22 protein-coding genes and 2 pseudogenes are annotated in these 20,569 nt (G+C 63.6%); 8 read left to right on the top strand and 16 right to left on the bottom strand.

What is annotated here, in order from left to right; all coding sequences use genetic code 11:
• Both K9B37_RS23755 and K9B37_RS23750 read left to right on the top strand, forming a co-directional pair.
• Positions 1-1,021 (top strand): autotransporter outer membrane beta-barrel domain-containing protein (locus K9B37_RS23755; RefSeq protein ID WP_224316187.1); only part of this gene is annotated, 1,021 nt, incomplete at its 5' end.
• A 152-nt stretch (positions 1,022-1,173) separates the two neighbouring features.
• On the top strand, positions 1,174-2,349 hold the full coding sequence (locus K9B37_RS23750) for an isovaleryl-CoA dehydrogenase (protein ID WP_224316186.1): 1,176 nt from the start codon (positions 1,174-1,176) through the stop codon (positions 2,347-2,349).
• 51 nt (positions 2,350-2,400) lie between these two features.
• Here the strand turns inward: K9B37_RS23750 and K9B37_RS23745 are convergent, their stop codons facing one another.
• Positions 2,401-3,351 carry a DUF6454 family protein gene (locus tag K9B37_RS23745; protein ID WP_224316184.1) on the bottom strand — a complete coding sequence of 317 codons (951 nt, stop codon included), beginning with the start codon at positions 3,349-3,351 and terminating at the stop codon, positions 2,401-2,403.
• A gap of 157 nt (positions 3,352-3,508) precedes the next feature.
• Here K9B37_RS23745 and K9B37_RS23740 point away from each other — a divergent pair, with 157 nt between their 5' ends.
• Positions 3,509-4,213 (top strand): ribonuclease activity regulator RraA, encoded by a 705-nt coding sequence (locus tag K9B37_RS23740; RefSeq protein ID WP_224316183.1) that lies wholly within the window; start codon positions 3,509-3,511, stop codon positions 4,211-4,213.
• Between the two features lie 25 nt (positions 4,214-4,238).
• Positions 4,239-5,039, top strand: coding sequence for a YdcF family protein (locus K9B37_RS23735; RefSeq protein WP_224316181.1), 801 nt, complete (start codon positions 4,239-4,241; stop codon positions 5,037-5,039).
• A 3-nt stretch (positions 5,040-5,042) separates the two neighbouring features.
• Here K9B37_RS23735 and K9B37_RS23730 read toward each other — a convergent pair whose 3' ends face one another.
• A complete protein-coding gene (locus tag K9B37_RS23730; protein ID WP_439651788.1) occupies positions 5,043-5,312 on the bottom strand; it encodes a DUF3253 domain-containing protein in 270 nt (89 codons plus the stop codon).
• Entirely contained in the window at positions 5,290-6,003 is a 714-nt protein-coding gene (locus K9B37_RS23725) for a DUF599 domain-containing protein (RefSeq protein ID WP_224316178.1), read from the bottom strand. The genes K9B37_RS23730 and K9B37_RS23725 overlap by 23 nt, the downstream gene beginning before the upstream one ends.
• 62 nt (positions 6,004-6,065) lie before the next feature.
• Here K9B37_RS23725 and K9B37_RS23720 point away from each other — a divergent pair, with 62 nt between their 5' ends.
• Positions 6,066-6,476 (top strand): rhodanese-like domain-containing protein, encoded by a 411-nt coding sequence (locus K9B37_RS23720; protein WP_224316176.1) that lies wholly within the window; start codon positions 6,066-6,068, stop codon positions 6,474-6,476.
• A gap of 4 nt (positions 6,477-6,480) precedes the next feature.
• Here the strand turns inward: K9B37_RS23720 and K9B37_RS23715 are convergent, their stop codons facing one another.
• The 6 genes and pseudogenes from K9B37_RS23715 to K9B37_RS23695 form a co-directional block, all read right to left on the bottom strand.
• On the bottom strand, positions 6,481-7,104 hold the full coding sequence (locus K9B37_RS23715) for a glutathione S-transferase family protein (protein WP_224316174.1): 624 nt from the start codon (positions 7,102-7,104) through the stop codon (positions 6,481-6,483).
• A 31-nt stretch (positions 7,105-7,135) separates the two neighbouring features.
• Positions 7,136-7,432: an acylphosphatase gene (locus K9B37_RS23710; RefSeq protein ID WP_224316172.1), complete on the bottom strand. Its 297-nt coding sequence runs from the start codon at positions 7,430-7,432 to the stop codon at positions 7,136-7,138.
• A gap of 148 nt (positions 7,433-7,580) precedes the next feature.
• Positions 7,581-7,991 (bottom strand): annotated as a pseudogene (locus tag K9B37_RS23705) (gamma-glutamylcyclotransferase); the annotation flags it as partial.
• A 29-nt stretch (positions 7,992-8,020) separates the two neighbouring features.
• The gene (locus K9B37_RS25090; RefSeq protein ID WP_439651787.1) at positions 8,021-8,569 is read right to left on the bottom strand and encodes a biotin/lipoyl-containing protein; all 549 of its coding nucleotides are present in this window, start codon (positions 8,567-8,569) and stop codon (positions 8,021-8,023) included.
• Positions 8,555-10,021 (bottom strand): annotated as a pseudogene (locus K9B37_RS23700) (acetyl-CoA carboxylase biotin carboxylase subunit); the annotation flags it as partial. The pseudogene K9B37_RS23700 and the gene K9B37_RS25090, both read right to left, overlap by 15 nt.
• Positions 10,022-10,130: 109 nt before the next feature.
• The gene (locus K9B37_RS23695; protein WP_224316168.1) at positions 10,131-10,544 is read right to left on the bottom strand and encodes a hypothetical protein; all 414 of its coding nucleotides are present in this window, start codon (positions 10,542-10,544) and stop codon (positions 10,131-10,133) included.
• Positions 10,545-10,850: 306 nt separating this feature from the next.
• Here K9B37_RS23695 and K9B37_RS23690 point away from each other — a divergent pair, with 306 nt between their 5' ends.
• Together K9B37_RS23690 and K9B37_RS23685 are read left to right on the top strand one after the other, a co-directional pair.
• Positions 10,851-11,780, top strand: coding sequence for a ring-cleaving dioxygenase (locus K9B37_RS23690; RefSeq protein WP_224316166.1), 930 nt, complete (start codon positions 10,851-10,853; stop codon positions 11,778-11,780).
• Between the two features lie 53 nt (positions 11,781-11,833).
• Positions 11,834-12,445: an alpha/beta hydrolase gene (locus K9B37_RS23685; RefSeq protein WP_224316164.1), complete on the top strand. Its 612-nt coding sequence runs from the start codon at positions 11,834-11,836 to the stop codon at positions 12,443-12,445.
• Positions 12,446-12,566: 121 nt separating this feature from the next.
• On the opposite strand, the gene K9B37_RS23680 is transcribed toward K9B37_RS23685, so the two are convergent.
• The 6 genes from K9B37_RS23680 to K9B37_RS23655 form a co-directional block, all read right to left on the bottom strand.
• Positions 12,567-12,959, bottom strand: coding sequence for a c-type cytochrome (locus K9B37_RS23680; protein WP_224316162.1), 393 nt, complete (start codon positions 12,957-12,959; stop codon positions 12,567-12,569).
• The gene (locus tag K9B37_RS23675) at positions 12,956-13,933 is read right to left on the bottom strand and encodes a Vgb family protein (protein ID WP_224316154.1); all 978 of its coding nucleotides are present in this window, start codon (positions 13,931-13,933) and stop codon (positions 12,956-12,958) included. Before K9B37_RS23675 ends, K9B37_RS23680 begins: the two co-directional genes overlap by 4 nt.
• A 158-nt stretch (positions 13,934-14,091) precedes the next feature.
• Positions 14,092-15,624 carry an acyl-CoA carboxylase subunit beta gene (locus tag K9B37_RS23670; RefSeq protein ID WP_224316151.1) on the bottom strand — a complete coding sequence of 511 codons (1,533 nt, stop codon included), beginning with the start codon at positions 15,622-15,624 and terminating at the stop codon, positions 14,092-14,094.
• A 101-nt stretch (positions 15,625-15,725) separates the two neighbouring features.
• Positions 15,726-16,505 (bottom strand): ATP12 family chaperone protein, encoded by a 780-nt coding sequence (locus K9B37_RS23665; protein WP_224316150.1) that lies wholly within the window; start codon positions 16,503-16,505, stop codon positions 15,726-15,728.
• Between the two features lie 18 nt (positions 16,506-16,523).
• Entirely contained in the window at positions 16,524-17,201 is a 678-nt protein-coding gene (locus tag K9B37_RS23660; RefSeq protein ID WP_224316148.1) for an HAD-IA family hydrolase, read from the bottom strand.
• 64 nt (positions 17,202-17,265) lie between these two features.
• The gene (locus K9B37_RS23655; protein ID WP_224316146.1) at positions 17,266-18,333 is read right to left on the bottom strand and encodes a patatin-like phospholipase family protein; all 1,068 of its coding nucleotides are present in this window, start codon (positions 18,331-18,333) and stop codon (positions 17,266-17,268) included.
• A 208-nt stretch (positions 18,334-18,541) separates the two neighbouring features.
• Between K9B37_RS23655 and K9B37_RS23650 the strand changes: the two genes are divergently transcribed.
• Positions 18,542-19,876 carry a globin-coupled sensor protein gene (locus tag K9B37_RS23650; protein WP_224316145.1) on the top strand — a complete coding sequence of 445 codons (1,335 nt, stop codon included), beginning with the start codon at positions 18,542-18,544 and terminating at the stop codon, positions 19,874-19,876.
• A gap of 6 nt (positions 19,877-19,882) precedes the next feature.
• Here K9B37_RS23650 and K9B37_RS23645 read toward each other — a convergent pair whose 3' ends face one another.
• The gene (locus tag K9B37_RS23645; RefSeq protein ID WP_224316143.1) at positions 19,883-20,488 is read right to left on the bottom strand and encodes a GNAT family N-acetyltransferase; all 606 of its coding nucleotides are present in this window, start codon (positions 20,486-20,488) and stop codon (positions 19,883-19,885) included.
• Positions 20,489-20,569 lie beyond the last annotated feature (81 nt).

Genomic DNA, 20,569 nt, shown 5'->3' with positions numbered 1-20,569 from the left:
CTCGGCGGTCAGCGTCGGCTATGCCCAGGCCCAGCTGGTCGAGAATGCCCTGCTCACCCGCCTGCGCCAGCCGCTGCTCACCTCCTCGCTGCCGCTCTTGGCCCAGGGTCAGTACAGTGCCGCCTTCGCCGCCGATCGCCCCGGTCAGGCCGTGGCCCCGGTGGCGGTGGCACCGGTTCCGGTTGCCCCGCGCTATGCCCTGTGGGGCGAAGGCTTTGGCTCCTGGGGCCAGACCCGCTCGAACGGCAATGCCGCGGCCCTCGATGCCGCGACCGGCGGCTTCGTGCTCGGCGCCGATGCGCTGGTCTCGGACGGCCTGCGCCTCGGCGTGGCCGGCGGCTATCTCTCGACCAGCTTCGATGTCGATGCGAGACTGTCCTCAGGCTCAACCGACAGCGTGTTCGGCGCGCTCTACGGCTCCGGTCAGTGGGGCAGCCTGACCCTGCGGCTTGGCGCCGTCTATGCGCAGCAGGATGTCGCGGTGCGGCGCACGATTTCCTTCCCCGGCTATGCCGATGCGGCGCGCTCCTCCTCCGATGGCAGCACGCTGCAGGGCTTTGGCGAACTCGGCTATCGCTTTGGATGGGGCACGGTGGCGCTGGAGCCGTTTGCCGGCGCCGCGGTGCTGCGGCTGTCGACGGAGCGCTTCCAGGAACAGGGCGGGGCTGCTGCCCTGACCGGGGTTGGCCGCACCTATGAGCTTGGCACCACGACGCTGGGGGTCAGGGCCGAGGCGCGGCTGAGTGCAGAGGTGCCACTGACACTCAAGGGGTTGCTCGGCTGGCGGCATGCCTATGGCGATGTCGAGCCGCAAGCCTTGCTGGCGTTTGCCGGCGGGGCGCTGCCGTTTGCGGTCTCCGGGGTGCCGGTGGACCGCGATGCGCTGATGGCCGAGGCGGGCTTGGCCTGGCAGGCGTCCGAGGCGATCAGCTTGAGCGTCAACTATGCCGGCCAGATCGGCCAGCGGGCGCAGGAGCACTCCCTCAAAGGCAACCTCACCTGGACCTTCGAAACACGATAGGGTGACGGACAACCGCCTTCGGGCGGTTTTTCGTTTCTCTCACTTTTCTTCTCGCCGCCGCTTGAAAAGGGCAGCATTGCTGACCAAAATGGCTCCATAACAAGCCATCCCGCTCGCCCGATTGTGGATCGTGATGGAGATGGGAGGAACACATGCTGCGGAATATCGAGAAGACGTTCAATTTCGACCTCGGCGAGACCGCCGAGGCAATCCGCGAAACCGTCCGCGACTTCACGCGGGACCACATCGCTCCCCGCGCCCAGGAGATCGACCAGACCAACGAGTTTCCGCGCGATCTCTGGCCCAAGATGGGCGAGATCGGCCTGCACGGCATCACGGTCGAGGAGGAGTATGGCGGGATCGGTCTCGGCTATCTCGAGCACGTGATCGCCATGGAGGAGATCTCCCGCGGCTCGGCCTCGGTGGGTCTCTCCTACGGCGCCCATTCCAATCTCTGCATCAACCAGATCCGCCGCAACGGCAACGACGATCAGAAGCGCCGCTATCTGCCGAAGCTGATCTCCGGCGAGCATATCGGAGCGCTTGCCATGTCGGAGCCGGGCTCGGGCTCGGACGTGGTCTCCATGCGCACCGAGGCAAGGAAGCAGGGCGACCGCTATGTCATCAACGGCAACAAGATGTGGATCACCAACGGCCCGGTCGCGGACACCCTGGTGATCTACGCCAAGACCGATCCGGAAGCCGGCCCGCGCGGCATGACGGCCTTCATCGTTGAGAAAGGCTTCAAGGGCTTCTCGACCCAGCAGAAGCTCGACAAGATCGGCATGCGCGGATCGGATACCTGCGAACTCGTCTTCGAGGATTGCGAGGTGCCCGAGGAAAACGTCCTCGGCCGTGTCGGCAAGGGCGTGAACGTCCTGATGTCCGGCCTCGACTACGAGCGCGCCGTTCTGGCGGCAGGCCCCCTCGGCATCATGCAGGCCTGCATGGATGTTGTCCTGCCCTACATCCACGAACGCAAGCAGTTCGGTCAGCCGATCGGCAGCTTCCAGCTCGTGCAGGCGAAGGTCGCGGACATGTACGTGACGATGAATGCCTGCAAGGCCTATGTCTACGCCGTCGCCAAGTCCTGCGACCGCAGCGAGACGACCCGCGAGGATGCTGCGGGAGCCATCCTCTATGCGGCCGAGAAGGCGACCCAATGCGCCCTCGACGCCATCCAGCTTCTCGGCGGCAACGGCTATATCAACGACTATCCGACCGGCCGCCTGCTGCGTGACGCGAAGCTCTACGAGATCGGCGCCGGCACAAGCGAGATCCGGCGCATGCTGATCGGCCGTGAGCTGTTCGAGAAGACGGCGCCATAAGACTTCCGGAAGGGCGCCGTCGGCCGACGCGCGCCCGCCCCTTTCACGACGCTACTTCACCTCGGTCTCGTAGATATACAGGGTCGACTTGTCGTCCTCGGGCATGAAGTAGCCGCGCAATCCCGCGTCGCTGACTTCCATCCAGACCGGATTGTGCGTCATGTCGAAGCCCGACGCGGTCCACAGGAGCACGGGCGTCTGGAACAGGGGACGCCCATCCGTCAGGCTCACGAGATCGAGACCGCCGAGGCGGAACAACGGACCCTCGGTCGTCACGCGCATCTCGGTCACGCCGGAACAGAGCATGCGGTGTCCGCCGGCATATTTGCAGTCCTGATAATCGAGGTAGTGCGAGGTGTTGAGGGTGCGCAGCTTCTCGGGTGTCTCGTTGGCGTTGGTCGGCTTGCCATCCTGTCCGAGCGGCCAGCTGTAGAACCGGCGCGATCCCCAGCTCACGCCGTGAATGGAATTATCGTCGGTGTCGTGAACGACGCCGCCGATATGGTCCGCGAACCGGAAAACTTCCGTCGCCTGCATGGTCTCCGGATCGACCCGGTAGATGATCGAGCGGCTGTTCGGACGGTATTCGGCCACCGGCACCCAGATGTAGCGGCCGTCGTAGTCGATGCCGCCGGGATGATAGATCGACCCCTCCCCGAGGGTGATCTCCTTCACGAGATTGCCCTTCATGTCGATCTTGAACAGATGCGCCACACCCTCACCCGTGTCGCGGTCGAAGCCATCCACCGGCTGCGGAAACCGCTTGGTCGGCGTCGAGATCTCGACCGAGGAGACGAAGAGCGTGTCGCCGATCTTCACCATGCCCTGCGGATGAAAGGTCGGGAAGTTGATGGACACCGCCGTGACCGGCTTCCACTGCGTGGAACGGGAGAGCTTGGTGACGCGCTCGGCCAGCAGATCCCGGCTGGCATCCGCCGCCCACGCGCCGGGAACCATCGCGACAGCCACGAACGCGGCCAGACAGGTGGACAAACGGCGCATCGATCATTCTCCAGTAGCAGAACCGCCCCCGACGGAAGGGCGTCCCTTGTTTTGGAGCGAATTGACGTGTCGGCAATGTGACGGTCCGATTTTTCCAGGGTGGCGGAGCCTCGAACCGGGCGCTATGAGTGCAGAACAATCAGACAGAGAGGCCGCCATGACCCTGGACAAAGCCATCGTCGACGCCCTGCGCGCGTCGTCCACCGCCACGCTCACGACGGTCCTCCTGAAGAAAGGCATCCGCCGCTGCTGGATGCAGGGGCCGGTGCCGATGTTCAACGCGGCGGAGCGCCTTGTCGGCCGCGCCTTCACCCTCCGGTTCGTCCCGGCTCGCGAGGACCTGGCGACACCGGAATCCTGGTCCTCGCCGCGCTCGACCCGCGCCGCGATCGAAGAGATGCCCGAAGGCTTTATCGCAGTGGTCGATTCCATGGGCGTCACCGATGCGGGCATTTTCGGCGACATCCTGACCGCGCGCATGAAGAAGCGCGGCGTCACGGCGCTGGTGACCGACGGCGTCGTGCGTGATGCAGCGGGCGTCGAAGGAACGGAACTGCCCGTGTGGTGTGCCGGCGCTGCCGCTCCGCCCTCCGTCGCTGGGTTGACATTCGTCGGCTGGCAGGAGCCCATCGGCTGCGGCGGCGTCGCGGTCTTCCCTGATGACGTGATCGTCGCGGACGGCGACGGCGTCGTGGTGATCCCGGCGGCCCTCGTCGAGGATGTCGCCAAGGCCGCCGTCGAGCAGGAAAGGCTCGAACTCTGGATCATGCGCGAGGTCGAGAAGGGCGTCCCCCTGCCCGGCCTCTATCCGCCGAACGCCGAGACCAAGGCGCGCTACGAGGCGGAGATGGGCCGGTCGTAACGGCCGATAGCGGGGACGACGGCGCTTGTTCTACTACGCTTCAAAAATCTTCTGGTTCTTCGCGACGCCGTCGAACCTTCTGATCAGCTTCGTTCTCCTCGGGCTTCTCATCAGCCTGAGCAAGCGTTGGCGGCGGTTCGGCACCGGACTGGCGCTCGTCGCCACAGTCGCGACCGTCGCGCTCGGCCTGTTACCGATCTCCAGCGCTCTGCTGCGTCCTCTGGAGGAGCGCTTCCCGATGTTCCGCGACGACGGCAGCAGGCCCATCGACGGGATCATCCTGCTCGGCGGCGCTGTCGAGGCCGCAGATTCCCTCTCGCGGGGCAGCCTTGTCGCCAACGAGTCGGCGGAGCGCGTCCTCGATACGATCACCCTCGCCCACCGCTATCCTCAGGCGAAGATCCTGATTTCCGGCGGCGGCGGAACGGTGTTCGGAGACGGCGCCGCGGAGGCACCGGTCATCGCCTCCTATTTCAAGGGCATCGGGATCGACCCCGCGCGGATCATCATCGAGGATCGCTCGCGCACGACGGCGGAGAATGCCACGTTCACGCGGGAGTTCATTGCGCCGGAGCAGGCCGGCCGCTGGCTTCTGGTGACCTCGGCCTGGCATATGCCGAGAGCCGTGGGGGTCTTCCGGAAGGCGGGATTGGACGTGATCCCCTACCCGGTCGATTACCGCACCGGTGCGTCGGAGGGTTTCTATCGTCCCTTCGCCTTCATCTCCGATGGGTTGCGCCGGCTCGATGTCGCTGCAAAGGAATGGGCCGGCCTCATCGGCTATTATGTCGCCGGCAGGACCTCGGCACTGCTGCCCGCCCCTTAAGATTCACGCAGGCGGCATCGTCAGCCGATAGACGCCCTTGAAATCATCCGGGTCTACGGGGCGGCCCTTGCGAAGGATGAGCACGCGCCCCTCCTTCATGAGCCTCACAGCCGTCTGGCGAACCGGCTGCATCAGCGGCCCCCAGCCATCCGGCGCATCGCCTCCCAGGGCCCGCGCCACATCCATCGGGCTGACAGTCTTGCCTTCGCCCTGCGCGGTAACGAGGGCGAGCATCGTCCGTTCGAGATCTTCAGGCGTCGCCTTCTTCGTCATCATACCTGCCTACCGCCGCCAGACGCGCATCCGAGACGAACTGCCGCCGCCACATCACGTAGAGCACGCAGGCCGTCGCTGCCATGAACAGGTAGGCATGCACGAACCATCCGAGATAAGCGAGGGAAAAGAAGAACGCGCGCTGCCCGCGGTTGAAGTGCTTTCCGGCCACGACATTCATGGATGCGGCCTGACGCGCGACACGCTCCGCCTGTTTCCGGTTCTCCTCCCGCAATACCGGGATCGATCCGACGATGATCGCCATGTAGTTGAACAGCCGGTAGGACCAGGCGAACTTGAAGAAGGCATAGACGAAGATCACCGCAAGCCCGATCACTTTGACCTCCCACATCAAGGGCGTCGTCGCGGGCCCGAAGGGTAGCGTTGCGAAAATCGGCAGAACCGCATCGGCGGAGCGCAGCAGAGCGAGCACGCCGCCGATCGCGATGAGCGACGTGGAGGCGAAGAAGGCCGTGCCGTTCATGAGCGCTCCCAGAATGGTCGTGTCGACGATGCGGTTCTCGCGCACCACCGTCTGCTCCATCCACTGGTAGCGATAGGCATTCATGATAGTGTTCAGGCTCTTTCCGCCGGCTTGGGTCAACTCCACCGCAGCGTGGTAGCCCAGCCACGCGGCGAGAAAGAACCCCAGCGCCACAAGATCGAGAACGGTGAAACCCAGCACAGTCATCTCCAGTTGACTCTTGTTCCATCATGCCCAGTTTTGACGAAGCTTCAAACGGAGGGTGGGCCATGGCCCAGACGATCACCCGTGGCTACAAGACCATGCTCGACGAGGCGAATGCCAAGATCGAGACTCTAAAGGCGGAAGAGGCCATCGCCCGGTTCGGCCGGAACGACACGGTTTTCGTCGATCTCCGCGATCCGCGGGAGCTGGAGCGCGAAGGCAGAATCCCTGGCGCCCTCCACTGTCCGCGCGGCATGCTGGAATTCTGGATCGATCCGGAAAGCCCCTACCACAAGCCGGCCTTCGCAGAGGACAAGACCTTCATTTTCTTCTGCGCCGCCGGCTGGCGCTCCGCCCTCTCGACCGCGACGGCCCAGGATATGGGCTTGAAACCCGTGGCCCATATCGAAGGCGGCTTCACCGCCTGGAAGGCCGCCGGCGGGCCGGTGGAGGCTGTACCGGAACGGAAGACGTGAAAACCTATCGGGCGGCGAGCCCCTCCTGAGCGAACGCCTTCTGAACGGCGGACCGGTTCTGCATCCGGTCCAGATGGGCGCGTAGGTTGGGGAGATCGGCGAGTGAAACACCGTCGGGCTCCGCCCACCAGCTCATGACGAACAGGTGGGTATCGGCGACGCTGTAATGCTCGCCGAGAACCCACGGCTCACCGATTTTTCCTTCCAGCAGGCGCAGGTCCGCTGCCATCACCTCCGGCGCCTTCCGTCGTATCTCCCGGATCGACTCCTCGTCGTCTGCCCACCGATAGCCCCGGTTCAGATGCGCGTTGTCCACGTGCACGGTCGAGGCCACATAGCTCAACACCGAGAGCATTCTGGCGAAGTCCCATGGATCGGGCGGCAACAACTTTGCTTCGGGAAAATTTTGCGCGATGTGAACGAGGATCGCGGGAGTCTCCGTCAGGATGCCCCTGCTCGTTACCAGGGCAGGAACGCGCCCCTGGGGGTTGATGGCCAGATACGCGGAGCTGCGCTGTTCCTCGGATTTGAAGTCGACGCGGATCAGTTCGTAGGGAGCACCAGTTTCCTCAAGCGCGATATGGGCTGCCAGGGAAATGGCGCCGGGCGAGTAGAAGAGTTTCAGCATATGTTCGCCTTCGGACCGATGACCTGGCAGCCTAAAGCGTCCCGCGCACATCGAACGGGGCGCTGAGATCAACCGCCGCATCAGCGCTGCCCTCAACCGGCTCGATCCGCTCGACCACCGCACCGAGGGGCCCTTGCCTGCACGCCTTGAGCATGGCTTCGATCTCCGTGTCGGGTCCGGCGAACAGCGCCTCGACGGTACCGTCACGGCGATTGCGGACCCAGCCTTTCAACCCGTGAAGCATGGCCTGGTGGTGCGTCCAGGCGCGAAAGCCGACGCCCTGGACGCGGCCGTGAATGATGACGTGCAGAGTACGGTGCGATGACATGAATCCTCAACGCCGGCGTATCGCGAAGGTTCTTCGATGAGGAGTTTCAGGTGCTCCGCAGCTTGCCGGGCAAGCCGGCGGGAGCGCTCCAACGCGGCCGGACCTTCGGAACCTGAACAGGCTCCGGCAGGCAGGATGCAGAGGGAAGCCAAGGGGAAAGGCCTCGCACATAGTCGACAGGCAAGCCCGCCTCGTCGGCTGCCTTCACGACCCCTTCCATGTAGCCCGGCTTTGGGGCGCCAAGTGCCTGGCTCCGACCGACATAAACGATGGCGCGGCGCGGACCACCTGTCGTCAGAATCGGCTGGGCGACCTTGGTATAGAGCCCGGTGGAGAGACTCTCGTAGCGATCGAGGGCCGGAATGTCGGAAAGGGCGAGATCCCAGAGCAGCCCCCAGACGATGCCTCGGATGTCCCGGGTCACGGACGCATAGCCGTCGCTCATGATGAAGAAACGGTGCCGCATGAGCCGCCCCGGCCCGACCACCTTCGATGCCGGGCACCTTTGGGCCATGGCGGCCCGGTCCATATTGGATCCGTAGGCGAAATACAGCGGCATGTCCGAGGCCTCGTCGAAAGCCGTCAGGCTCAGGCGAATTCCATGATGACTGCATCCACGGAGAGGCTGTCGCCCTCTTTCGCAAGAATCTTCGAGACTGTGGCGTCCCGTTCGGCCCGCAGGACGTTCTCCATCTTCATCGCTTCCACGATGCAGAGCGGCTCGCCCGCCTTGACCTCCTGGCCCACCTTGACGGACACGACCTTCACAAGGCCGGGCATCGGACACAGAAGCTTCTTGCCCGTATCCGCCTCGACCTTTTCCGGCATCAGCGCCGCAAGCTCCGCCTCGCGGTGCGTATAGACCCTCACCTCCGCCGAAGCTCCCGCATGGGCGAGAGACACGCCGTTGAGGATCGGCCGCACCTGGACCGCGATGTGTTCGCCACCGACATGGCCAGTCCAGACCGGCTCACCCGGCCTCCATGCCGATGAGACCGGCCAGGCCTGCCCGTCAATGACGACAGCAATGCCGCCGTCGATATCCTCGATCACGATGTCGTACCGCTCGGCGCCCAGCATGACGACGCGTTCACGGTCGAACCGCACGGCACCGTTCGGCCTCATCTGGCCGGAGATCTGGCGCTTGCGCTCGTTGAGAAGATGATCGATCGCGGCGCCGACCGCCACGATGCGCCGGGCAACTTCGCCCTCCGGTGCAGCAAGCTTGAACCCTTGCGGAAATTCTTCGGCGATGAAACCCGTCGAGAGTTTGCCTTCCTGCCAGCGCGGATGCTGCATGAGCGCTGTCAGGAAGGGAATGTTGTGGCGGATCCCCTCAATGGCGAAGGCGTCCAGGGCTTCGGCCTGGGCGGCGATGGCCTTGTCGCGGCTCGGCGCATGGGTCACGAGCTTGGCGATCATCGGATCGTAGTAGATCGAGATCTCACCGCCCTCATAGACGCCGGTATCGTTGCGCACCGTAATGCCCGCATGCTCGCCTTCCGGCGGCGGCCGATAGGTGACGAGCCGGCCGGTCGACGGCAGGAAGTTGCGGATTGGATCTTCCGCATAGATGCGGCTTTCGACCGCCCAGCCGTCGAGCTTCACATCCGCCTGCGCCAGGCGCAGCTTCTCGCCAGCCGCGACCCGGATCATCTCCTCGACGAGATCGATGCCGGTCACAAGTTCGGTCACCGGATGCTCCACCTGGAGCCGGGTATTCATCTCGAGAAAGTAGAACGACTTGTCCTGGCCCGCCACGAACTCCACCGTGCCGGCGCTGTCGTAGCCGACCGCCTTCGCCAGGGCGACGGCCTGCTCACCCATCAACCGGCGGGTCGCCTCGTCGAGCAGGGGCGATGGCGCCTCCTCGATGACCTTCTGATTGCGCCGCTGGATCGAGCATTCGCGCTCGCCGAGATAGATCACGTTGCCGTGCTTGTCGCCGAGCACCTGGATCTCGATGTGCCGCGGATCGGTGATGAATTTCTCGATGAAGACGCGGTCGTCGCCAAACGAGCTCGCCGCCTCGGATTTGGCGCGCTCGAAGCCTTCCGCCACCTCGTCGGCAGAATGCGCAATGCGCATGCCCTTGCCGCCGCCGCCGGCGGACGCTTTGATCATGACCGGATAGCCGATCTCGTCCGCGATCGTCACCGCCTGCTCGGGACTTTCGATGATCCCGAGGAAACCCGGAACGGTGGAGACTTTCGCCGCCGCAGCCGCCTTCTTCGACTCGATCTTGTCGCCCATGGCGGCGATGGCTGCGGGGTTGGGACCGATGAACACGATCCCGGCCTCTGCCAGCGCCTTCGGAAAGGCCTCGCGCTCAGACAGGAATCCGTATCCCGGATGTACGGCCTGGGCGCCTGTCGCCTTGCAGGCCTCCACGATCTTTTCGATCACCAAGTAGGACTGGGCCGCAGGCGCCGGGCCGATGTGAACCGCCTCGTCGGCCATCTCCACGTGGAGAGCATCCCGGTCGGCATCGGAATAGACCGCGACGGTCTTTATTCCCATGCGCCGGGCCGTCTTGATGACCCGGCACGCGATCTCGCCGCGATTGGCAATCAGGATCTTGTCGAACATGAGCCCTCGAACGCTTCCACCCAAATGGTCTTGCCCATCCCCGTTACTGCACATCGGCGTGTTCGGGAAGCGGGATGGATTCAGCTTTTCGTCTGGCGGAGGGCTGTAATCACGCCGCGATGCTCTGCTCCCGCTCCTGCTGGCGGCCACGCATGATGAAATCGAGCAAGGCTGCTCCGACGTTCATCGATCGGTCGAGGACCGCATAGGCGATCTCCATGGCGGACCGGGTGTGGCCGCCGACATCGAGCACGGTAGCGAGCCACAGGGCATCTTCATGCTCGACCATTCCGGCCGGAGCGCGGCCGTCCACCACGAAATCGACGACGAGGCCCGTCAGCATCTGAGTCCAGCTCGGATCCGCTGCAACCGCGCGGTCGAGCGCCAGAAGCGCCTCGGCTTCGGATTTTGTGGAGAGACCCCGATCCGCAACGATATTCTGGAGAGTATGCACATCGTCTGCCGAGATGAACTGCCGGTCGATGGCGCTCTCGATGAAATGCCGAAGCTCAGCGCTGATCATCTGTCACTCCTCCCGACAGTCCGGGTCTGGTTGCTTTTGCTGTCTGGCCAGGACTGTCACATGTCGGGAGGACTTAAAAAGTTAATGAGAGATTCCGACCTTCCATTGAGGTTAAGCGATGTTGAGACTTTTTGGTTGCTGGAATCTTGCTGCCATCATCCGCGATTGCGCCAAGATGAGCCGCCACGGGATGCATCAACTTTGCATTAACGCAAGGTGAGCCTTTCCGCCATCGGTGAGCGGGGAAACTCTCCCTATCTCAACGGAAAGGCGGGATTTCGACCCGCCATCCGCTTGGAGGCGATCATGGCACATCACGGCATTCATCACGTTACGGCCATTGCCGGGCCCGCCCGCCGCAACATCGACTTCTACACCCGGGTTCTCGGTCTGAGGCTCGTGAAGAAGACGGTCAACTTCGACGATCCCGGCACCTACCACTTCTACTATGGCAACGAATCCGGCGATCCGGGCTCGATTCTCACGTTCTTCCCGTGGGAGCATGTTGCTCGCGGTCGGGCCGGCGTGGGCTCGACGCAGGAAACGAGCTTTCATGTACCGGAATCGTCCATCGGCTATTGGACTCACCGGCTGCTGGAGCAGGGTGTCGCGCATAGCGCGCCCGAAAAGCGCTTCGGCCAGAGCGTCCTGACTTTCAAGGATCCGGACGGCATGAGCCTTGCGCTGGTCGGGGTTCCCGAGAACGGAGACGGCGCGGCACCGTGGGTGGGTGACGTGTCGGAGGAGGCCGCCATTCGCGGTCTCGACGGCGTCACGCTGCTCGTCGAGGATGCGGAGCGCACCGGGGCGATCCTCACCGATGTGTTCGGCTTCCGCGAAACTGCCCGCGATGGGTCGCTGATCCGCTACAGCGGCGATGCGCCGATCGGCAGGACGGTCGATGTTCGTGGTGCCAAGGGCTTCCTGCCTGGACGACAGGGAGGCGGCTCCGTTCACCACGTGGCATTCCGCGCTGCAGACGATGCCGCGCAGCAGGCCATGGTGCAGCGCCTTGCGGAGCATCACGGCATCCGGACCACGGAACAGCGCGACCGCAATTACTTCCGGTCGGTCTATTTCCGCGAGCCGGGCGGGATCCTGTTCGAGATCGCCACGGACGAGCCGGGCTTCGCCGTCGACGAGCCGAAGGAGCGTCTCGGCCATGAGCTGAAGCTGCCGCGGTTCCTCGAATCGCGCCGGCGCCAGATCGAAACCGCTCTTCCGGTCCTCGCCTGAACCACTTAACCTCATCTCCCGCGCCGATCAGGCGCGGGACGAAAGTCGATGCCATGACTGAGCTGTCATTCATTCACCGCTTCGTGCCGGCGACGAAACCGGGCCGTCCGCCATTGCTGCTTCTCCATGGAACTGGCGGCAATGAGGACGATCTCCTCCCGCTCGGCAAGATCATCGCCCCAGGTTCTGCCCTCCTCTCGCCTCGCGGGAAAATTCTGGAGAACGGCATGCCGCGCTTCTTCAGACGCTTGGCAGAAGGCGTCTTCGACGAGGCAGATGTCCGGATGCGCGCGAACCAGCTCGCCGATTTCATCGGCGAAGCGCGCGCGGCCTATGAGCTCGACGCGCCGGTTGCTGTCGGGTTCTCGAACGGCGCGAACATTGCCGCCGCCATGCTGATGCTACGGCCGGAAGTCCTGGCTGGAGCGGCGCTCCTGCGCGCCATGGTACCTTTGAGCGAGCCGCCGAAGGCGGATCTGACAGGCAAGCTTGTGCTGATGATCTCAGGGCAGCTTGATCCGATCATTCCGACTGACAATGCCGAACAACTTGCGGCGCAGCTCACGGCTGCCGGCGCTCTCGTGAATCACAAAGTTCTGCCGACCGGCCATGGCCTGTCCCAGCAGGACCTTTCGCTCACGCAGAGCTGGCTCACGAACGTGTAAGGGCGCAGACACAGCCCGGCGGAACGACCTGCACTTTGCGGATCTCGGACATCACCGAGATCCGCCTCTCAATGCGCGGATGGAGATGTCGAGCAAGGAGCGCGCAAATGCATTCTCCGCTTCACTGGCCCTCGCTCATCGTCCGCAAATAAGCGATCAGATCGGCGCGTTCGCGCTCCTCGGGAACACCGGGAAAGCTCATGCTCGTCTTCGGCACGAGCTTGTACGGAGCCGCCAAATAGCGGTCCAAGAGTGCCTCGCTCCAGCGCCCCTCATGCTCGGCGAAGGCCCGCATGGCTGGCGAGTAAGCAAAGTCTTCCCTGGCAGCGATGGGACGTCCGACGATGCCGCGCAGATTGGGGCCGGGCAGGTTCGTTTCACCGGCCTGCACCGAATGGCACGCATAGCAGTATTGGAAAACCCGCTCGCCTCGAACCGGATCACCATCCGCCCACGCGATCGCTGGAGCGATAGTCAGCAGCAGGGCAAGAGCGTGAAGAAGAGGCCGGATCATTGCGACGGGCGGGGCGTGCGGATCACCATCAGACGATCGGAGCCCGATTCCGGCAGCCATACCTCGCCGGGCCGCCCGAGAATCTGGCGCACGCCAGCATCCGCATCGGAGAGCGGATAGCTGGTGAACTTCTCATTCACCGGATCGAAGGACAAAACCGCATTGGCGCCCCAGTCCGAGACCCAGACCATGTCGCGTTCATCGACATACACGGCATAGGCCTGCGGCTTGTCGCCCGGCAGCCTCCACTCGCGCCAGCTCTTCGCCTGCGGGTCGTAAAGTCCGAGCTGGCCCGCATTCCATTCGGAGACCCAGATGCGCCCTTTCGAGTCGGACCAGACGCGCCGGGCGCCCTGGTTCTTGGTTGGCGGCTCGAGGACGGTCGCCTCCCCGGTTGTCCTATCGATCCGGGCTATATGATTTCCAGCAAGCGAAGCGTAATAGATGTCACCGGCGGGCGTTACGGTCATGCCATAGGTGCCGCGGCCACGGGGGGCCTTCCACACTTTCATGGCACCACTTTTCGGATCGAGCTTGCCATAGAAGCCGTTCTGGCCCGTGAACCAGAGCACGCCGTCGGGGTCGAAGACGGCAGTGTTCAAGTTGGTGTAGCCGGTGTCCTCTGAAAGCTTCCAGACCCGAATCTGCTCGGTTCGCGGATCGAAGCGGACGATGGCGTTCTGCCCGCCATCCGTCAGCCACGCGGCATCGTCAGGGCCCCGGATCACTCCATGCGGTGCCGATTTCGGCCCGAGCTTGATCTCGCGACTTTGCCCGGTTGCCGGATCGAGGATGCCGATGGCGCCATTGCGCTGCGCGGAGTACCAGACCTTGCCGTCCGGCGCCGGCGCGACATCATGCGGATAGGCTCCTTCGGGCAAAGGAAAAACCTGCTGAGGCTCTTGGGCGGATCCTGCCGTTCCCAGAGTGACGACCGCGAGAAGCGCGAGGGCAAGGCTGCGAGCGTGAGGCATCGACGGGTCCTCCGAGAGAGCCCGGCATCCTGCTCCGCATTTGTGTCACCATTCTGCCGACACTACGCGCCTATGCAGCGCCCGGGAAGTCGATCGACCGCAAGAGCGACAAGCTCGCCAGTTTCTACGCGACCGAGACGCCCAAGAGTCCTTCGCGCCTATAGCGGGATATTGTCGTGCTTCTTCCAGGGACGCTCGACTTCCTTATGCCGCAGCATCGCCAGCGCACGGGCGATCCGTCGCCGCGTCGAATGCGGCATGATCACCTCGTCGATGTAGCCGCGCTCAGCGGCCACGAAGGGCGACATGAACCGGTCCTCGTATTCCTTCGTGCGCGCGGCGATCTTTTCCGGATCATTCATGTCCTGCCGGAAGATGATCTCGACCGCGCCCTTGGCGCCCATCACCGCAATCTGCGCCGTGGGCCAGGCATAGTTCACGTCACCACCCACATGCTTCGAGGCCATCACGTCATAGGCGCCGCCGAAGGCTTTGCGCGTGATCACCGTCACCAGCGGCACAGTCGCCTCCGAATAGGCGAAGAGCAGCTTCGCGCCGTGCTTGATCAGGCCGCCATATTCCTGCGCCGTGCCGGGCAGGAAGCCAGGCACGTCCTCGAAGGTGACGATTGGAATGTTGAAGGCATCGCAGAACCGCACGAAGCGCGCCGCCTTGCGTGACGCATCCGCATCGAGAACGCCCGCCAGCACCATCGGCTGGTTGGCCACGAAGCCGACCGTGCGTCCCTCGAGACGTCCCAAGCCCGTGATGATGTTCTTCGCGAACGCTTCCTGGATCTCGAAGAAATCGCCTTCGTCGACGACCTTCAGGATCAGCTCCTTCATGTCGTAGGGCTTGTTAGGGTTGTCCGGGATCAGCGTGTCGAGGCTGTCGTCGACCCGGTTCGGATCGTCGTAGCTCGGCCATTCCGGCGCACCATCCAGGTTGTTGGATGGCAGAAAGTCGAGAAGGCGGCGCATCTGCAGCAGCGCCTCGACGTCGTTGTCGTAGGCGCCGTCCGCAACGGATGACTTGGTGGTATGGACCTTCGCGCCGCCGAGTTCCTCCGAGGTCACCGTCTCGTTGGTGACGGTCTTCACTACTTCGGGACCGGTGACGAACATGTACGACCGGTCGCGGACCATGAAGATGAAATCGGTCATGGCCGGCGAATAGACATCGCCGCCGGCGCAGGGGCCCATGATCAGGGAAATCTGCGGAATGACACCGGAGGCGATCACGTTGCGCTTGAACACCTCGCCGTAGCCGCCGAGCGCCGCGACGCCTTCCTGGATGCGGGCACCGCCGGCATCGAACAGGCCGACGATCGGCGCGCGCATCTTCAGCGCCATATCCTGGATCTTGATGATCTTCTGGGCGTGGGCCTCGGAGAGGGATCCGCCGAAGACGGTGAAATCCTTGGCGAAGACGAAGACCGTCCGTCCGTTCACCGTTCCCCATCCGGTCACGACGCCATCGCCCGGGATCTTCACCTTCTCCATGCCGAAATCGGTCGAGCGATGCTCGACGAACATGTCGAACTCCTCGAAGGAGCTGGTGTCGAGCAGGAGTTCGATGCGCTCGCGCGCCGTAAGCTTGCCGCGTCCATGCTGCGCCTCGATCCGCTTGGCGCCGCCACCGAGGCGCGCCTGGGCTCGCCGATCTTCAAGCCGTTCGAGGATGTCTTTCATGGAAATACTCTGGACGTCGGAGAAGGTTGTCTCGCTTAGCATAGGCTGACAGCAGGGAAAAACCCCACTTTCGGCAGTAGCAGCCTTTCAGCGGCAAATCCTCACCGCCGCGCCAGATGATAGACGGTGGAAGCAGCCAAAAAGTCCTGATGCCGCCGCTTACGTCGCTCTGCGGCCTCATAATCTTCGCCCCAGATGCTTTCCTGGAACAGCTCGTCCACATGGGCGGCCGCCCAGGCCGCATCGGCCGTGACAGCTCCTTCCGCATGCGCCAGAGCGATCAGGACCGACCCCGAGAGCGTCGTCATCACATGAAGCGCCGCGAGTGCGATGGGTGAATCGATAGCGCTGACTGCTGCACGGACGGCGGCGATCGCCTCCTCCGGCTGGGTGACATGCATGACGCCCTCCGCCAGGGCGAACCGTGCCCCGTACTGCTCCTCGGCCCAGGCGAGGATCGGGTCCCAGGCGGCGTTCTGCGCCTGGGCCAAGCGTTCGGGCTCGCCCGTCCGATAATAGAGCAGGTCCGAGCCTGCATAGCGCACCAGATCGTCGGCGACTTCGGCCATTCGGGGCGTCACGCCGTCGATGGCGGAATTGACGATCCGGGTGATCGGCATGGTGGCGGGGTCGATCTCCGTCCCCTGCCCTGCCCACTCCTCGGCCATGGCCTGAGCTAGGGGCTTGGAATCGACCGCAAGAAGCTGCCGTCCGGGCGTCCGGGCGCTACGGCCGTCGAGAACAAGCGCATGCTGCCCGTCCCGCTCCTCTACGCCCGCCTCCTTGTAGAAGCGTCTCGGCAGGGTGGGCTTCATGCCGGCCTGCGCCGCCCGCATCGGTGCCGGCTCATCGGCGGAAGGAAACCAATCGTTATCGCTCATGACCGTGAAACTAGGACCTCAGGCCGCACTCGGCGAGGGTTGGGCCAGGAAATGATCGAGCGCCGTATCGAGTTCCGGATAGGAAGCGACAATGTGTCGTGCCCCCGCGGCAACGAGAGAAGCGACCGGCTGGAAGCCCCAGGAGACGCCGATCGGCAGGACGCCGGCAGCACAGGCCATGGCCATGTCGTAGCTCGAATCGCCGATCATGACCGTATCCATGGCGTCGGCTCCGACCTCCGCCATGGCCTGGAGGATCATCCCCGGATGAGGTTTGGATGGTGCGTCGTCGGCGGTTTGGATCGTCGCGAAGTGACCGTGCCAGCCCTCATGCTCCAGAAGGCGATTGACGCCGCGCCGCGACTTTCCGGTGGCAATGCCGAGAAGAACCTCGTCCCTCTGCCGTAGCGCCTGGAGGCAGGCGAGTGCTCCGGGAAAGAGCGGCTCGGCATTCGCCGGATCGGCCCGGAGCGTCCCGAAGGCCTCCTTGTAGACCCGTACGAGATTCTCGACGGGGCCCTCCGGCCCGACGAGGACCGTGAAAGCCTCTACGAGGGAGAGACCCACGATGGACAGTGCCCGCTCCCGCGTCGGCGGCTCCAGGCCGACCGCTGCAAATGCGCGGTGCTGGGCGGCGACGATCATGTTCTGGCTGTCGACCAGCGTCCCATCCACATCGAAGATGACGAGTTTCAAAGGCTTGTTCCGTTGAACGTAGCACGAAAGACGGACGCGTCATGCACGAGCGCTGCCAACCCCGTCAAGCGTAGGCGGCGCGCAGATCCAGCGTGCTTCTGTTCCCAATGGCCTCGTAATTCTCCGCGAGCCATTGCCGCGCGGCGGCACGTCCCAGGTTCTTCAGCTGTTTGAAGAAATCCCACCGGGCATTAAGGCGCGACGATGCCGCGAATTCGTCGAGGTGGCGATCGCCATGGATCCGGTGCATCAGGACCCGCTTGTAGTTGCTCGTCGGCAGCTTCCCTTCGTCGATGAGCCGCATGACGAAATCGGCCGTCCTGAGCTCGTGCAGCAGATTGGCGTTGAACGTGATCTCGGTCAGCCGATTCTGGATTTCCTGAACCGTCCGCGGCGTCGTGCGACGCTCGATCGGATTGATCTGGACCAGCAAGACGTCATCGGTCCGCGCCTCGTAGAAAAGTGGGAACAGGGCCGGATTTCCTGTGTAGCCGCCGTCCCAATAGGGTTCGCCGTCGATCTCGACCGCCTTGAAGATCATCGGCAGACATGCGGAAGCGAGAACATGGTCGACCGTAAGCTCCTCGCGTTTGAAGACGCGGACCTTGCCCGTCCAAACGCTGGTGGCGGTAACGAAAAGCTTCCCGTCCGCGCAGGCCCGCACCCGTTCGAAATCGATCAAGCCACTCAGGGCATCCTTGAGAGGATTGATGTCGAGCGGATTGAAATCATAGGGACTGGCCATGCCAGACCACGCATTGACCAGAGACTCCGCGGGAAAGCCACCCGGCGTCCAGAAGCTGAGGAAGCGGTCGAAGACCGCGCGTTGGAGCGGTGAGAGCACCCCATCGAGACTGACGCGCTTCCAGAACTGGCGCAGCTGGGCGCGGGCACCATCGACGCCGTTGTCCAGCCAACCCTCGAACAAGACCACAGCATTCATGGCGCCGGCGCTGGCGCCGGTGATCGCCTCGATGGCAAGGCGTCCATCCTCGAGGATGTAGTCGAGCACTCCCCAGGTGAAAGCTCCGTGAGCACCACCGCCTTGCAGAGCCAGTGAGACCGACTTCTCGGCCCTCGGACCAATCAGGCCTTGCGGACCTCCGGCCGTTTGCGCTGCGCGACCCGTCATCGCTAATTCCTATCTTTCTCGAGCCGAGCCCATCATTGCCGACCTTAGAGGACGCCCGACCAACGTGGAACCGGAACATCGGCAGGCAATGTTGCAACCTGCCGAACGACCGAAAGTTCACGGCCCGGTCACAAGCCTGCCGAAACGTAAGGTGGGATTAACTTCATGGCCCTAGTTCTCGCTGAGGTTCAGGGCTCAGGGCACAATCATGCAGGACAACACCGCGCTCACGGAAAGACTTCGTTTTCTTGGCATCGACGACAGCGTCTGCCAGGAACTCAGGTCCGTGTGGCAAATCATCTCCCCTGCTCTGCCCGGCATCCTGAAGCGATTCTATGCCCACGTGACGCAGGTCCCTCGTCTGGCGGAACTGATCGGATCTCAGCAGGAAAGGCTCATCAGCGCTCAGTCCAAGCACTGGAGCCGGCTCTTCAGCGGACGCTTCGACGAGGAGTATGTGAACAGCACGCGGCGGATCGGACTCGTGCACAACCGCATCGGGCTTGAGCCACAATGGTACATTGGCGGCTACGCCTTCATCCTCAACGAACTCTTCCAGATCCTGGCGGCCAAGCATCGCTTCAACAGTGCCGCACTTGCGCGACGCGTCACCGTCATGAACAAGGCCGTCATGCTCGACATGGATTATGCGATCTCGGTCTATCAGGACGCCCTGGTGGAGGAACGGCAGAAGCGCGGAGCCGCTCTGGCGGAGGCAATCACGGCCTTCTCCAGCGCCGTCCAGACGAGCCTCGAGATCTCGGGCGAGGCAAGCGAAGCGCTCTCCGTCAGTGCCGAAACTCTCGATGCAGCGGCGGAAGCGGCAAGCAGCCTTGCGATCGAGGTAACGGAGAGTGCCGAGCAGACCGCGCTGAATATGCGATCGGGGGCCAATGCGACGGAGCAGCTGGCCGCTTCCGTTCAAGAGATCGGCGAACAGGCAGGCCGCTCGGCGGACGTGGCACGCCAAGCACTGGCGACGGCACAGCAAACCAAGGACTCGATGGCGAGCTTGGCCGATCAGGCGCGGGAAATTGGCAACGTGGTCGATCTCATCGACGAGATCGCAGCCCAGACGAACCTTCTGGCTCTCAATGCCACTATTGAGGCGGCGCATGCAGGCGAGGCCGGCAAGGGCTTTGCCGTCGTGGCGCAGGAGGTCAAGACCCTTGCAACTCAGACGGCCAAGGCGACAACCGAAATCGCCTCGCGCATTGCGGCTCTTCAGAGCGCCACTCAGAAAAGTGCCGGCGAGATCGATGACATTGCGCGCGTGGTCGCAGAGGTCAGCGGCATCGCGACGGCCATTGCGGCTGCCGTGGAGGAGCAGGCAGCCGTTACGTCCGACATTGCGACGAACGTGCAACAGACCAGCGGACATACGCAGGCGATGGTTCAGAGCATCGAGACATTGAACACGTCGACAGCCTCAGCGACGACAGCGGCACAGCGTGTCTCGGAAGCCAAGCATACGCTCGATCAACAGCTCACCCGCCTGCGCGACGACATCGACCGCTTCCTGGACACCGCACGGGCGGCTTGAGACGTCTCAAGCCGTTCGAGAAGCGTCGCCAGCGATACGCCCATTAAGGCGAGCCTTCACGGCGGGCCATTCATCGCTGACGATGCTATAAACGACCGTATCGCGCACGTGACCGTCCGGCATGATCATATGCCGGCGCAGAATGCCATCGAGGGAGGCACCGAGGCGCTCGATGGCGGCCCGGGACTGGTCGTTGAGACGATGGGTCCGAAGCTCGACAGCGTTGCAACCCAGGACCTCAAAGGCATGTCGAAGCATCAGGAATTTGGCATGCGTGTTGACGAAGGAACGCTGCCATGAGCGGGCAATCCACGTCGTGCCGATCTCGACCCGGTGATTGACCGCATCGATGTTCATGTAGCGGGTCGAGCCGACCACTCGCTGCCCATCGCGGACAACGGTGGTGAAGGGGAGCGCCAAGCCGGCCGCCTGCAGGTCCACCGCCTTGCGAACGTAGGGCTCGAAGTCCTCCGATCGGGGAACGGTCGTGGTCTTCTTCTCCCAGAGTTCCCCGTCCTTTGCGGCTTCGGCGAATGCTGGAACGTCCTCCAGACTCATCGGCCGCAGGATCAGGCGGTCGGTCGCAAGCGTGACCGGCTCAATGTGAAGCATGGTATGATCGCCCTTATGAACTGTCGCTTTGTCCCCTATCGGAACGGCACAAGCAACAGCCAAAAGGGCCGATCAGGAGAC

It is taken from the genome of Microvirga puerhi (genome assembly GCF_020089865.1).
Lineage (GTDB): Bacteria > Pseudomonadota > Alphaproteobacteria > Rhizobiales > Beijerinckiaceae > Microvirga > Microvirga puerhi.
Note: the sequence above shows the minus strand (reverse complement) of the source record. Positions and strands in the feature narration are given on the sequence as shown.

Bases quoted from the DNA above. Each gene is read 5' to 3' on its own strand.
- K9B37_RS23730 (WP_439651788.1), bottom strand. From the start codon at position 5,312: ATGACGAAGAAGGCGACGCCTGAAGATCTCGAACGGACGATGCTCGCC.
- K9B37_RS23750 (WP_224316186.1), top strand. From the start codon at position 1,174: ATGCTGCGGAATATCGAGAAGACGTTCAATTTCGACCTCGGCGAGACC.
- K9B37_RS23720 (WP_224316176.1), top strand. From the start codon at position 6,066: ATGGCCCAGACGATCACCCGTGGCTACAAGACCATGCTCGACGAGGCG.
- K9B37_RS23665 (WP_224316150.1), bottom strand. From the start codon at position 16,505: ATGAGCGATAACGATTGGTTTCCTTCCGCCGATGAGCCGGCACCGATG.
- K9B37_RS23695 (WP_224316168.1), bottom strand. From the start codon at position 10,544: ATGATCAGCGCTGAGCTTCGGCATTTCATCGAGAGCGCCATCGACCGG.
- K9B37_RS23725 (WP_224316178.1), bottom strand. From the start codon at position 6,003: ATGACTGTGCTGGGTTTCACCGTTCTCGATCTTGTGGCGCTGGGGTTC.
- K9B37_RS23745 (WP_224316184.1), bottom strand. From the start codon at position 3,351: ATGCGCCGTTTGTCCACCTGTCTGGCCGCGTTCGTGGCTGTCGCGATG.
- K9B37_RS23740 (WP_224316183.1), top strand. From the start codon at position 3,509: ATGACCCTGGACAAAGCCATCGTCGACGCCCTGCGCGCGTCGTCCACC.
- K9B37_RS23675 (WP_224316154.1), bottom strand. From the start codon at position 13,933: ATGCCTCACGCTCGCAGCCTTGCCCTCGCGCTTCTCGCGGTCGTCACT.
- K9B37_RS23655 (WP_224316146.1), bottom strand. From the start codon at position 18,333: ATGACGGGTCGCGCAGCGCAAACGGCCGGAGGTCCGCAAGGCCTGATT.
- K9B37_RS23715 (WP_224316174.1), bottom strand. From the start codon at position 7,104: ATGCTGAAACTCTTCTACTCGCCCGGCGCCATTTCCCTGGCAGCCCAT.
- K9B37_RS23670 (WP_224316151.1), bottom strand. From the start codon at position 15,624: ATGAAAGACATCCTCGAACGGCTTGAAGATCGGCGAGCCCAGGCGCGC.
- K9B37_RS23680 (WP_224316162.1), bottom strand. From the start codon at position 12,959: ATGATCCGGCCTCTTCTTCACGCTCTTGCCCTGCTGCTGACTATCGCT.
- K9B37_RS23690 (WP_224316166.1), top strand. From the start codon at position 10,851: ATGGCACATCACGGCATTCATCACGTTACGGCCATTGCCGGGCCCGCC.
- K9B37_RS23645 (WP_224316143.1), bottom strand. From the start codon at position 20,488: ATGCTTCACATTGAGCCGGTCACGCTTGCGACCGACCGCCTGATCCTG.
- K9B37_RS23710 (WP_224316172.1), bottom strand. From the start codon at position 7,432: ATGTCATCGCACCGTACTCTGCACGTCATCATTCACGGCCGCGTCCAG.
- K9B37_RS23685 (WP_224316164.1), top strand. From the start codon at position 11,834: ATGACTGAGCTGTCATTCATTCACCGCTTCGTGCCGGCGACGAAACCG.
- K9B37_RS23650 (WP_224316145.1), top strand. From the start codon at position 18,542: ATGCAGGACAACACCGCGCTCACGGAAAGACTTCGTTTTCTTGGCATC.